16 protein-coding genes are annotated in these 10,687 nt (G+C 63.3%); 3 read left to right on the forward strand and 13 right to left on the reverse strand.

Features of this window, described 5'->3' with window-relative positions; genetic code table 11:
- Positions 1 to 28 precede the first annotated feature (28 nt).
- The 6 genes from EG850_RS11005 to EG850_RS11030 all read right to left on the reverse strand — a co-directional run bounded on the left by EG850_RS11005 (position 29) and on the right by EG850_RS11030 (position 5,389).
- A complete protein-coding gene (locus EG850_RS11005) occupies positions 29 to 748 on the reverse strand; it encodes a VG15 protein (protein ID WP_124973438.1) in 720 nt (239 codons plus the stop codon).
- A gap of 136 nt (positions 749 to 884) precedes the next feature.
- Positions 885 to 2,300 (reverse strand): hypothetical protein, encoded by a 1,416-nt coding sequence (locus EG850_RS11010; RefSeq protein WP_124973440.1) that lies wholly within the window; start codon positions 2,298 to 2,300, stop codon positions 885 to 887.
- 4 nt (positions 2,301 to 2,304) lie between these two features.
- A complete protein-coding gene (locus EG850_RS11015) occupies positions 2,305 to 3,699 on the reverse strand; it encodes a terminase large subunit domain-containing protein (RefSeq protein ID WP_124973442.1) in 1,395 nt (464 codons plus the stop codon).
- A 76-nt stretch (positions 3,700 to 3,775) separates the two neighbouring features.
- Entirely contained in the window at positions 3,776 to 4,162 is a 387-nt protein-coding gene (locus EG850_RS11020; RefSeq protein WP_124973444.1) for a hypothetical protein, read from the reverse strand.
- A gap of 11 nt (positions 4,163 to 4,173) precedes the next feature.
- Complete coding sequence (locus tag EG850_RS11025) at positions 4,174 to 4,608, reverse strand: DNA primase (RefSeq protein WP_124973446.1); 435 nt, start codon at positions 4,606 to 4,608, stop codon at positions 4,174 to 4,176.
- A gap of 400 nt (positions 4,609 to 5,008) precedes the next feature.
- A complete protein-coding gene (locus tag EG850_RS11030; protein WP_185715040.1) occupies positions 5,009 to 5,389 on the reverse strand; it encodes a hypothetical protein in 381 nt (126 codons plus the stop codon).
- Positions 5,390 to 5,555: 166 nt separating this feature from the next.
- Here EG850_RS11030 and EG850_RS13315 point away from each other — a divergent pair, with 166 nt between their 5' ends.
- Entirely contained in the window at positions 5,556 to 6,344 is a 789-nt protein-coding gene (locus tag EG850_RS13315) for a PH domain-containing protein (RefSeq protein ID WP_185715041.1), read from the forward strand.
- A gap of 62 nt (positions 6,345 to 6,406) precedes the next feature.
- On the opposite strand, the gene EG850_RS11050 is transcribed toward EG850_RS13315, so the two are convergent.
- The 4 genes from EG850_RS11050 to EG850_RS11065 form a co-directional block, all read right to left on the reverse strand.
- Positions 6,407 to 7,249, reverse strand: coding sequence for a hypothetical protein (locus tag EG850_RS11050; RefSeq protein WP_124973448.1), 843 nt, complete (start codon positions 7,247 to 7,249; stop codon positions 6,407 to 6,409).
- 150 nt (positions 7,250 to 7,399) lie between these two features.
- Entirely contained in the window at positions 7,400 to 7,798 is a 399-nt protein-coding gene (locus EG850_RS11055; protein WP_124973450.1) for a hypothetical protein, read from the reverse strand.
- A 440-nt stretch (positions 7,799 to 8,238) separates the two neighbouring features.
- Positions 8,239 to 8,571: a hypothetical protein gene (locus tag EG850_RS11060; protein WP_124973452.1), complete on the reverse strand. Its 333-nt coding sequence runs from the start codon at positions 8,569 to 8,571 to the stop codon at positions 8,239 to 8,241.
- Positions 8,564 to 8,923: a hypothetical protein gene (locus EG850_RS11065; protein WP_124973454.1), complete on the reverse strand. Its 360-nt coding sequence runs from the start codon at positions 8,921 to 8,923 to the stop codon at positions 8,564 to 8,566. Before EG850_RS11065 ends, EG850_RS11060 begins: the two co-directional genes overlap by 8 nt.
- Positions 8,924 to 9,018: 95 nt before the next feature.
- On the opposite strand from EG850_RS11065, the gene EG850_RS11070 reads away from it, so the two are divergent.
- Positions 9,019 to 9,261 carry a hypothetical protein gene (locus EG850_RS11070; protein WP_124973456.1) on the forward strand — a complete coding sequence of 81 codons (243 nt, stop codon included), beginning with the start codon at positions 9,019 to 9,021 and terminating at the stop codon, positions 9,259 to 9,261.
- Complete coding sequence (locus tag EG850_RS11075) at positions 9,258 to 9,443, forward strand: helix-turn-helix domain-containing protein (RefSeq protein ID WP_124973457.1); 186 nt, start codon at positions 9,258 to 9,260, stop codon at positions 9,441 to 9,443. Before EG850_RS11070 ends, EG850_RS11075 begins: the two co-directional genes overlap by 4 nt.
- Positions 9,444 to 9,567: 124 nt before the next feature.
- Here EG850_RS11075 and EG850_RS11080 read toward each other — a convergent pair whose 3' ends face one another.
- Genes EG850_RS11080 through EG850_RS11090 form a run of 3 tightly spaced genes read right to left on the reverse strand, consistent with a single transcriptional unit; the run spans position 9,568 to position 10,673 of the window.
- The gene (locus EG850_RS11080) at positions 9,568 to 10,080 is read right to left on the reverse strand and encodes a hypothetical protein (protein ID WP_124973459.1); all 513 of its coding nucleotides are present in this window, start codon (positions 10,078 to 10,080) and stop codon (positions 9,568 to 9,570) included.
- The gene (locus EG850_RS11085) at positions 10,070 to 10,357 is read right to left on the reverse strand and encodes a hypothetical protein (RefSeq protein ID WP_124973461.1); all 288 of its coding nucleotides are present in this window, start codon (positions 10,355 to 10,357) and stop codon (positions 10,070 to 10,072) included. The genes EG850_RS11080 and EG850_RS11085 overlap by 11 nt, the downstream gene beginning before the upstream one ends.
- Positions 10,347 to 10,673 carry a hypothetical protein gene (locus tag EG850_RS11090; protein ID WP_124973463.1) on the reverse strand — a complete coding sequence of 109 codons (327 nt, stop codon included), beginning with the start codon at positions 10,671 to 10,673 and terminating at the stop codon, positions 10,347 to 10,349. The genes EG850_RS11085 and EG850_RS11090 overlap by 11 nt, the downstream gene beginning before the upstream one ends.
- Positions 10,674 to 10,687: the final 14 nt, after the last annotated feature.

The raw sequence follows: 10,687 nt of genomic DNA on the forward strand, positions 1-10,687 counted from the left end.
CAGCGAACCCCGCACGAATGCGGGTGGTCTAATGCGCCGGGTACGAGTCGGGAAAGAGTTGCCCCATTCGCACCGCGACTGCGGCGTCGTCCACGACCCGGCCCTCGGCTTCAAGCGATGCTCGTGCCGCCATATATCGGTCGTACATGGCATCCGGGTCATAGCCCTCGATGTGTGCCGTGTCTTGATCCCATTGCGGCACGATCATGCAGTCGTCGTTGTCGTGGAACTGTTTGAAGCCACGGTCACCCGCAGTTTCCCGCGAGTGGTAAACCCACCCGCGCGACGCGAGCATGTCGCACCACGCGCATGTCTCTCGACCCGAAGGCACACGAGCAAACCGCGGCTTCGCCGGGTCAAGCTCGACATTCCGCGCGATCGTCGCACGAGACGAGTAGAGGATGTGTCGTTGGATCGCACCGGACAGCGCTTCGACGACTTGCGCGGGATCTTCCTTGAAGAGCGCCTTGACACTTCCGGCGACGGCTTCGGGATCGGTTCCCGCGGCGGCGACCGCGCTGAATCCACCCATCGGGCGAACTTCTTCGAACCACTCCGCGGACGCGGCGGCGGCAACGTCCCCGTACTCGCGCACGAGCGCCGGCGCAAGCTCGAGAAGAGCGTCACGAAGCTCGCCCGGCGTCGACGGGTTGAGTACCTCGAGGAGTGCTTTCATATCGCGCAAAGCCATCGCGACCAGCCGGTCGTTCGCAGATTGCAGCCGGTCCATGTCGCCGCGGGATGTCATTACTCCTCCTCGAGCGTCGTGGCCTCCGATTCAGGAAGGCGAAGCGAGACGGGAACCGCGCCGGTGAACTTCACACCGTCGAGGCCGAGCATGTCGCCTGCCGCCTCAGGTTCAACGCCCGCGCGGACGGCGAGTCCTAGCGCGTCGAACCGCTCTCGGAGAGTGGCAGCGTCAGGGGGGTGGTAGTAGCCCCGTCGCGAGCGATGATCCGGTCGAGGAGTCCGCCGCCCGCGTTCCGGCGACGCTCTTCGACCATCTGGCGAGCGATGTGTTCGCCGAAGATGATGCGCATCATGATCTCGGACTCTTTCAGCCAGTCGAATGCGGAGACCATCTTGATCGCCCAATCGCCCTCGGCGCCCTTCGTCGGGGTCGCTGGGTCGCGGAACTCGGCACGGATGCCCCGGAGATCCTTCGACATCTCGGGCGTCCACTCGCCGTGCAGCACCGCGGCGACATCACGGGCGAGGTTCGCGCGAGAGTCTCGATACCAGTCGAGCTCGTCTTCAACGATCTGCACGAGGTCACCTTCTGACGCGCGGATCGCGTCGGCCGACGGCGGATTCTCCTGCACGATACCGAGGTAATTCAGCGGCAGGCTCGTTTCACTCGACACCATCATCGCGATCGTTTTCAGATGATCAGAATGCGGTTGCATCGACGCTTGCGCGAACTGCCCAAGCTCGACACGGCGGAGCTTCTCCTGTTGCTCTTCCTCGATCGGGATGTCAGGCATCGCAAGCATGCCGCCGATCAGCGCTTCCCAGGCCGCGACAACGCGCCCGCTCTCGTCAGTGAAGTCCTCGGGACGAGCGCCGAGCGCAAAGCGCTGCGGAGTCGAGAAGAACTCGGCGTGCGTCTCTTGGCGGAGCAGGATGCGCACACCAATGTCGGTGTAGCCGATGAGCGGTCGTGTGATGCGTGAGCGGCCAAATGGCCGGTCGATTGTCTTGCCCCACGAGTACACCGTGCAGGTCACTCGGTCATGGCCGCGCTCGGTGCGATGCGTGACGATGTTCTTGCCGTTACGTCGCTCGATGCTGATCGTCTTGCCCGGCAGGTAGAGCACCCAGCCGCCCTCGAAGCGCTCGAGCGCGGCAAGTGTGTTGCCAGTGCGCGGGTCAACGGTCGCCGAGGCATCGAGTGCAGATGCGGCCGTCAGCAGCACCTCACCGTCGTCGCTGTCGCTCCCCGTCGTGAACACGAACGCGCACGAGTGCTTCAGTGACGATTGGATCGCGAGCTTCTCCACCGCCATCGGCCGCGGCTGAGCGAGCGCATTCTGCACCTCCTCAAAGAGGTCAGACCCCTGGCGAATCGAGAACCCATCCGGGCGGATTCGACGCGCAGGCGTATCGACTGCCTTTGCGGGCCAACCGAGCACCGTCGCGAACTTCTTCATCGGCGGCGGGATCGTGATCCCGAACTGCTCAACGTTCTTGTGCGCGTCATAGAGCCGCGTACGCATTCGGTTCCGGTTGCGTTTCTTCTCAATCGTCGAGCGAAGGCGGTTGAACGTGGTGAGTTCGTCCTCGGTGAGGCCGTCAAACATCGGGTTAGCTCCTCACGATGACTCGTCGGGTGCGCTTCGCGCGCGGAATTCGTTTAGTGTTCTGCGACGCCCATAGCGCGACACCGATCGCTTCTACCGGTGTCTCGTCGCCGTCGTCGGTCGTGGCCCGCCAAGCCCAGCCGCCGGTCTTGCCGCGGAACTCCTTGTCGCTCACTGCGACCGACTTCTCGAGCACGTCGTCTTCCGGCGCTGCAGGATGCGTGACCTTGCGACCGCTAATCGCCGTCAGTAAGAGCGGACCCGAGGCTAAGTACTCAGCAGCGGAGAGCACGTGAATGAAGTGTTGCGGCACCTTCTCCTCGAGGAGCGCCTGCACGAGAGATGCGGCACCTGCTTGCCCACAGATCGCGATCATGGCCAGGTCACGCCACCGCTCGGCGAGCCACTTTGCGAGCGGCTCGACACCTTCTTCGACGGGTCCGAGGTAATTGCCGACCAGCTCGAGATGCGTCGCCTCATCGTGCTTTACGACGCCTGCCACGGATTGCTTCTGCCCATCGCGGCTGAACGTGATCGCGATCGAGCGAACACCCTCGGGCGGAGACGTCGAGACCGCAGTCGCCTTCCATGCAGGAGCGGGGATCGCGCGAGACCCGGCACGGATCTCTTCGTCCCAGATCCCAAGACCTTCACGCGCGAACGAAGCTTCGTCACCGAGTAGCTCACGAAGCCGGAGGATTGACTCTTCCGGCGTCCGATCGGGATACGAGGGATTGCCGCGCTTCCACTGCTCACGGTCGTCAAGGTCGGCGCCGTGATCTGCACCGATCTCGATGTAGAGCTGGTTCGACTCGACCACCTCGCCGTTGGCGCGGGCCTCTTTCACCGCAAGCGCCTTCTTCCGATAGCCCTTGAAGACCTCGCTCGGGTCTTTCGGGTCCGGTGGCGTGCCCATGAACAGGATGAGCGGGTTCTTGATGGTGTTCGCGGCCGGGATCATGTCGTTGAGCGCGGATTGCTTCAGGATCTGCGCTTCGTCGAAAACTACGATGCTGACGCCGGGGATACCGCGGCCGAAGCCGTGCTCGCGAGCACCGAAGAGGATACGCGAGCCGTTCTTGAAGATGATCGCCTGCTGGCCGTTGCCGAGGCGAATCTTCTCGACATAGGGCGCGATTTGAGGCCGCTTCGCGAGGCTTGCCAGCGACTCGAACGTCTCGTCAGAAGTCTTCGAGTGGTGTGCGGTCCACAGCGCTATTCGCCGAGGCTGCAAGATGCACAGCGCGAAGATAATCGTGCCGAACGTGAACGTCTTACCCACCTGACGGCAAGTCGAGAGCACGACACCGCCGACGCCGGCCGCGTAGAGCCCCTTCTCGCGCTTCGCGAGCACAGCACGTCCGAGACCCCGCTGCCAATCATCGTGCACGACGCCCATACGCTTGCACTGCGCCGCGACGGCCGGATAGCCGCTCGATTTGATCCCCGACGGCAGAACGAGATGTTTCGCTACTTCAGATAGACGCCTCGTCCCAGGTTTCGTCGTCGACAGCTTCGGCATCGGCGAGTTCCTCCTTGAGACGCAGGCGCTCGGCAGCGATCTGCTTACGCAGCTCCTCGAGGCGGCGAGTGAGCGCGGCGAGATCCCGCGGCGGACAGTTCGGATCGGCCACCGTTTCAGCGACCCGATCTCGCATCGCCATGAGGAGCTCGAGGTCGCTTCCGTCGCGTGCTGCTTCGTCGACAGCGAGAGTGCGCGGTTCCAGTGCCGAGGGCGGCTCGTCTGGTTCGACGGCTCGAAGGTGACGGTGCTTGCCCTTGTTGTCGCGACACTTTGCCGAGCAATACCGGCGACGTCGGTCGCTACTGTTCAGGGGCTTCCCGCATGTGGAGCACTTCACGACGGCTCCTTTCACTGCTGGAACTTGACTCCCGTCATCGTCATGTATCGGCCTCGCGTGTAGAACTCAACTTTGATGCCGTCGATGTCTCGCACCCATCCGGCTTGCGAGTCGGCGTAAACCCAGACATGCAAGCCCTTGCCGCTCGGCGAGATCTCGACAAGCCAGCTCTCATGCTCGTCGAGGAACTTTCGGGCCGCCGGCAGAAGGTCACCGTCGACCAAGACGTCATCAAGGTCGAAACAGCCGAAGCCGTCACCGTCGAGCACGAACCCGAGCCCGTCACCGACTTTCGCGCGAGAGGCTTCCCGGTAGCTCGACCACGTACCGGAATCGGTCGAAGATGCGTACCGTCCTGAGACTTGCAGCGGAACCTTTCGGCCATCGATGAGCTGCCATCGCACCCAACGGTCAATACCGATCATGTCCGCCGGATATGCCGGCATTCTCGACAGCTTCTTTCGGCAATTCGCACCACAAGTCCGAGCGTCAACGCGCCGAAGGTTGATCGGCGACTTACAGACGATGCAGGTGCGGTGCTCCATGCTCTCAATTCTAACGCATGTCACACATAAATGGCTTAGTTATGCGGTAGACGCAAGTGCACGATTTCGCACACCAGAACCACGGCACAGAATCAAGCGAGCCTCAATGAGTGAAGGATCGAGTCCAATTGAGCCTCAGCGACAATGCCGAAGCCCGCTCTAGTGAGGTTTATTGCACCGCGGTGCCGTGTGGAAAAACTTCGGGGAGAGATCGGCCCTATGCCTCCGGGGCGGCCCTGCCGGGATGGGGGCGGGGGTGGTGCCCCCTACCTCGAAGTCGGCAGACCGTGGCTTGAGCCGGTCACCATTCGACGAGGTTCGTGATCACAGCCGCGCTCTGCGCAGTGGTGCCTGCGCGTCGAGCGAGTTCTTCCTCGATCGTGCGCGTGCCCTTCTCCTGATTGCAGGACCTGTGCATGAGTGCCACGTTCGCGCGTTCAAGCGGTGAACCACCACGAGCGCGCGGTAGATCCTCGTCCACCTCGCCGCGCATCGGATGCGGAACACAACCAGCGCACTCAGGCTTCGCGCAGCGAGGTCCGTGCTCGCCCGCGATCATGCCAAGGGATTTGTCGACAATCCCACCGCAGAGTGCGCAGTAGTCTTCCTCCGCCTTGACCCGAGCGACGAGCTGTCGGCGACGGTGACCGTTCGCGTTAGTCGGCCCGGCGTGCACGCTCATGACGAGCCTCACAATCTCTCGCTAGACCAGGCACGACATATGCCTTGCCGCAATCGCTACACAAGTACGGGTCGGTCATTGTCGTTCCTCCCCTGGCCGGGCCTGGTAGTTCTATGTGCCCGGATAGGATCGCGACAGGACTGTCCCTGTGTCGATGGAGAACACAATGCTGCGATTCAACCCCGCCCCCGGCTGGCCTCCTGCCCCCGAGGGGTGGCTCCCTCCCGAAGGCTGGCTACCGGACCCGTCATGGCCACCAGCACCGGATGGCTGGCAGGTCGTCGTCGTCGATGACGGTGCGGTCGCGGTTCATGACCCTGGAGTACAGCAGGAGCCCGGCGGATTCCGCGCTCGACTCTCCGGTCTGCAAGGCGTCTCCGACCGCCTACCGAAGCTCCCTACTGGGATGGTGCGGCGTGCCTCCGGCGAAAGCGTGCAGCACGACACCGCAGGCTCGAGTGACGATGTGCTCTGGGAAGGTACCTCGAAGACCATGACCGGTGTCGGTGGCGGGAAGTTCCGGCTCACGCGACGCTTCGTCATCTTCGAGCGCGGCATGCTGACTTCGCAGTCGCAGCAGATTCCGCTCGAATCCGTCAAGGATGTCGATGTGAAGCAGTCGCTTGCACAGCGCACCCGTGGAGTGTCCGACATCGTCTTGCATTGCGAGCCCCACGGCGACCGTGCCGAAAAGGTGTTGCTCGAATCGATCAGCGATGCGCAACGAGTGCGTGACCTCATCAACGACGCGGTCCGCGCTCGCCTGCACGAGATTCAAGACCGCGAGCGCCGCATCGCCATGCCGCAAGTCACCGTTGCCGCCGCGGCACCAGCCGCCGCCAGTGGAGGCGACGACGTACTCGCCCAGCTCGAACGACTCGGCGCGCTCCGTGCTGCAGGCGTTCTCACCGACGACGAGTTCGCAACGGCGAAGGCAACCCTGCTCGGGCGATAGTCTTCCGAAACGGCGTGTGCCCCGGCCAGTCATCTGGTCGGGGCACACGTATCTCGCAGGGCTCACCCTACTACAGGACTGTGAAGTTCGGGCAAAACAATCTCCCAATCTCCGGATTCAGTTTCGACGGCTTCCACCTCCGGCCGGTACTTGGCTTTCAGTCGCAGGTTCCGTCGTCGCTTGGCTTCGAGGTAGTCGCGCCACTCCTCACACTCGCCAAGCTCGACATGCCGCTTGCCGTTGCGCTTGATACAGGTGACACCGCCGACTGAGATCCATTCCTCAAGCGAGCGGCGAGATCTGCCTAGCTCTGTCGCGGCCTGTGCGACCGGGCGCCACCGCTCGGCGCGACGCTCCCACCGACAGGTGTCGCAACGCACACCGTCGAGCTGCAGATCTGCCCAGACCTCGGCACCGCACTCCGGACACTTCCGAGGGCGTTGAGCCACCGGGGCACGACCTTCGAGCGGCCACTGCCGCATCGGGCGGATCGCCCACACGTCCATGAGGTCTCGGTAGATCGGCCAAGCAGAATGCGCGACGACGTCAGGCCACCAAGCGCGGAGCCTCCCGGTGAGGTTGATCGTCCACGTGCGAAGTGTGTCTGGGTCATCGGTGACGACGAGCTGCACACCAACCTCTTCACCATTCACGGCACGGCGCACCATGTGCTCGGTACTCGCGAAGTTGTGCCGGTTCAAGACCTCCCGGAAGTAGCTCTCCATCTTCCACAGCTCAGCAAAGCTGAAGTCCACTTGATCGAGCGGACCCAAGCGCACCGGTGCCGGCGTCAAATCCCGCGAGCGCGGTTGTCCATCACCAAGATGCGCGCCCGGCATCACGATGTGCGCGAGATGCTCGAGCAGATCCGGCAACTCGACAAGCGCGTCAAGGTACTTATCCACGATCTCTCCATCCGCCAGCGAGCCAATCGAACATTCCAGTAATCAGGTGCGGGATCGTCTCCGGCTTCCGGTTCCACTCGATGGAGAGAATCACGGCAACGAATGCGGCGTGCATGACCAAGACCCATCCGAGGTACTCCCAGAACGGCATCACAAGCCACCACCCTCTTCCGGCAAGTGCCGCCGGACGAACTCGCTTGTCTGAGCAATCTTCACCAACGTGACCACATCCACCGGTGCGACGCCCGCAGCCCAAAGTGCGATCCCTGAATCAATGACCCCGGCAACACCCTTCGGATCAGTAACGCCGAGCGCGCGCAGCTTGGCTAGCGACTCATCTACGGCGATCGCCGCGTGCAATGTAATGCCCGTACATAGCTCGGCTTCCTGTAACCCACGCGGCTTGTGCTGCTCGGCTTGCCATTCCGCGCCCGCCACGAACGCTCCGCGCATCATCGTCACGACAGCCTCTCGCGGATACGAGTACCCCGCTCCGTGTTCCATCGCGTACCGGCGTTCAGCCTCGGCCCGTGCCTCGTCACTGCTCATCGCCCTGCACCTCCCTGAATGCTTGTCGTTGGCGCTTGTCTCGTCGCGCCTGCTCCCTCGCGGCCTTCCGGTGGGCACGTCGCTCCGACCGATAGAGGACCGCCGTGAAGCACCACGCGCGGTCCAGGGGCACAGCCGATACCCACACTCGTCTGGGCGGTTCGCCGTTCCAGCACATCGTGCGATCGCTGTAAAGGCGCGTCCCGCCCAATAGCGTCGGCTGATACGCCTTCTCGCCGTCGGCGTTCTCGAACACGGTCACAAGCCGGTCACTGCTCATCGTCTTCGTCCTCTCGCTCGCAGTCCGGGCAGGTGGTAACGGACCACAGCACCGTGGGCTTATCGGTGTGCATCTCTCGACCGCAACCACCGTCGCACTTGATCGTCCAAATGCTCATGACTCCCTCGCTTCCCGCGCGATCTCCTCGCGCACCTGCTCTCTACTGGTCATCGTCTTCCCCCCAGTCAGAGCCGGGAGCGATCCGGGACACGATCACCGTGGGGCTGTCCCGTAGCGCTGGCACGCGACGTCGTGCGTTATCCGCCTGCTCCCATGTCGGGAACGTCGCCCCGACGATCAGCGTGTACCGCTCCCGGCCACTCATGTCCGGCATGGAAGCCGGGCGGGCGACCGCGTATTCGCGCCGATCCAGCATGGCGTAGTACCGCTCCAGGGCATGCACGGCCTCAGCGAGGGTGTCCGCCCAGTAGTGCTCTTGGTGGCTCCGGTACGTATCTCGCTGATCTACCAGCCTCTCGATCAGGTCACTCATCGCCGATCACCTCCCACGGGCCGACCGTTCGCTTCTCCACGACGATCCGCTCGTCCTCGATCACGAACGGGTACTCAGCGTGAGCCTCGTACAAGGCGTTGACGGCAGCCCCAGCGTTGATCCGCGATTCCCCGACCACTTCACCATTCGGGAACCGGGCTCGAAACTCCGCCTCACGCTCCCGCTCCGCCTGCCACTTCGCCCCTTGGACGAAGTGGGCTCGGTCGCGCTCCGTGTCATAGTTCTGCCACTGGGCATCGAGTTCGCTGTAGTCCTCTCGGTCGATTTCGTAATCGCCAGTCGGGAGCCACAGTGGGTAGCGCCGCTCGGCCTCACGCTCAGCCGCGTTCATGCTTCTGCCTTCCTCTTAACGGGGCGGAAAATTGAAGATTCCGCGCCTAAATGATCTGTAGACAACTCTACCGATATTGGTGTAGAGTGATCTACATGAACAGCAAGCGCATCGCCACCGCCACCACCGCAGACAACGCAACCCAGATCAACATCTGGCAGGAAACCTCCTACACGGGCAAGACCATCTACATCGTTGACTTCGTACACCTGCTCCGCCGCGCCTCTGACCGCCGCTCGATGACCTGGGCAACCAAGTTCACCGAGAAAGCCGCCCGCGAAGCCGCTAACGCCTGCTGGGCGCGCTGGAACGGCAACCGTGGAATGATCGCAGCATGACCACCGACCTAGAGCGCGCCGGGGCAAAACTCCGGCGCGCCCGCGCCGCCCTCGCCAAAGCGACCGAGGAAGCACAGGCTGCCGCCCTGCAAGCCCTCGCCGAGGGCCACGCCGAGGCAGCGGTAGCGCGCGACCTCGGTGTAGACCGAATGACTGTGCGCAAATGGGCGGGGAAACGGTAGACGCCAGGTCTATGTTCTTCATTGCTCTGCCTTCCCGTAGACGGCTTCGAGCACAGCACGCGCCTCAGCCCGGTAGAAATCCCGGCGATCTTCCGGTAGTAGACGCTCCGTGTCTTCCAGGCGGTCATGTCTCGTCACCCCCATCGAGCAAGGCGAGGACACGACGCAGTTCCTGGATGCCGTATGCGAACGGGTCGTCGGGCATGCCCTCGGTGTTCTCGATGCAGTACGCCCGCACCTCGGCGAGCTTCGCCTCAGCATCCTCAGCACGCGCGGTCTGCTCGGCGTAGGTCAAAGCGAATCCGGGGTCGATGCTGGTGACCTTCTCATCGAGCTTCCCGTCGATCACGTACGAGAGGATGCGCAGCGGCACCACGGCCTCGCCGTAGTCGCCCCAGGCTCCGCCGACCCACCAGCCCTCGTCCTCGCCGACCTCGGCGTCACGACGCTTGATGCCCTCGATCTCGGCTTCCAGCTCCGCGATCCGCACGGCGTCACGATTCGCCTGCCACTCGATGCGCTGCTGCAAACGGCAGTCGACCCATGCCCGATGCGAGAACCCCTGCTCGGGGATCTCCTGGAACTCTCGCCACTCCTCATCCGTGATCCGCCACCCGAACGCCTCGTCACTGCTCATCGCCCGGCACCTCCCTGAATGCTTGTCGTTGGCGCTTGTCTCGTCGCGCCTGCTCCCTCGCGGCCTTCCGGTGGGCACGTCGCTCGGACCGATAGAGGACCGGGCGTTGAGATGGCACGAGGACCGGGCCGATCTTGGTCCAAACCGGGTCCGGAGGCTCTCCAGCCCACGACGCCGAGTAGTCGTAGACGAGCCTTGTCCCGTCCGGGAGCGTCGGCTGATACGCCTTCTCGCCGTAGTCGTTCTCGTACACGGTCACGAGTCGGTCAATACTCATCGTCTTCGTCCTCTCGATATCGCTCGCACCATGAGCACTCGCACTCCTCGTAACTGCTGGAATGCAGCCACGTCGTTTCAGCCACCGACACGGACGGATAGCCGTACACGTCCATGTGGACCTGCACCAGGTACTCGCCGTCGCACCACGTGGCGGAAAACCCGTGGCCCCGACCGGGCCGAGATTCCTCAGCCCAGGTCACCTGCCACGCGTAGTGATCAATGTCCAGCGGAATCGTGCTCGTCTCGACGTACCGCCTGGCCTCGGCAATTGCTTCCGGCCACGCCGCCGCTTGGCGCTCAGTGAACTCAGGCATCGTCTTCGTCCTCT

The organism is Gulosibacter macacae, from assembly GCF_003865375.1.
Classification (GTDB): domain Bacteria; phylum Actinomycetota; class Actinomycetes; order Actinomycetales; family Microbacteriaceae; genus Gulosibacter; species Gulosibacter macacae.

Bases quoted from the DNA above. Each gene is read 5' to 3' on its own strand.
- EG850_RS11005 (WP_124973438.1), bottom strand. From the start codon at position 748: ATGACATCCCGCGGCGACATGGACCGGCTGCAATCTGCGAACGACCGG.
- EG850_RS11010 (WP_124973440.1), bottom strand. From the start codon at position 2,300: ATGTTTGACGGCCTCACCGAGGACGAACTCACCACGTTCAACCGCCTT.
- EG850_RS11015 (WP_124973442.1), bottom strand. From the start codon at position 3,699: ATGGGCGTCGTGCACGATGATTGGCAGCGGGGTCTCGGACGTGCTGTG.
- EG850_RS11025 (WP_124973446.1), bottom strand. From the start codon at position 4,608: ATGCCGGCATATCCGGCGGACATGATCGGTATTGACCGTTGGGTGCGA.
- EG850_RS11030 (WP_185715040.1), bottom strand. From the start codon at position 5,389: ATGAGCGTGCACGCCGGGCCGACTAACGCGAACGGTCACCGTCGCCGA.
- EG850_RS13315 (WP_185715041.1), top strand. From the start codon at position 5,556: ATGCTGCGATTCAACCCCGCCCCCGGCTGGCCTCCTGCCCCCGAGGGG.
- EG850_RS11055 (WP_124973450.1), bottom strand. From the start codon at position 7,798: ATGAGCAGTGACGAGGCACGGGCCGAGGCTGAACGCCGGTACGCGATG.
- EG850_RS11060 (WP_124973452.1), bottom strand. From the start codon at position 8,571: ATGAGTGACCTGATCGAGAGGCTGGTAGATCAGCGAGATACGTACCGG.
- EG850_RS11065 (WP_124973454.1), bottom strand. From the start codon at position 8,923: ATGAACGCGGCTGAGCGTGAGGCCGAGCGGCGCTACCCACTGTGGCTC.
- EG850_RS11070 (WP_124973456.1), top strand. From the start codon at position 9,019: ATGAACAGCAAGCGCATCGCCACCGCCACCACCGCAGACAACGCAACC.
- EG850_RS11075 (WP_124973457.1), top strand. From the start codon at position 9,258: ATGACCACCGACCTAGAGCGCGCCGGGGCAAAACTCCGGCGCGCCCGC.
- EG850_RS11080 (WP_124973459.1), bottom strand. From the start codon at position 10,080: ATGAGCAGTGACGAGGCGTTCGGGTGGCGGATCACGGATGAGGAGTGG.
- EG850_RS11085 (WP_124973461.1), bottom strand. From the start codon at position 10,357: ATGAGTATTGACCGACTCGTGACCGTGTACGAGAACGACTACGGCGAG.
- EG850_RS11090 (WP_124973463.1), bottom strand. From the start codon at position 10,673: ATGCCTGAGTTCACTGAGCGCCAAGCGGCGGCGTGGCCGGAAGCAATT.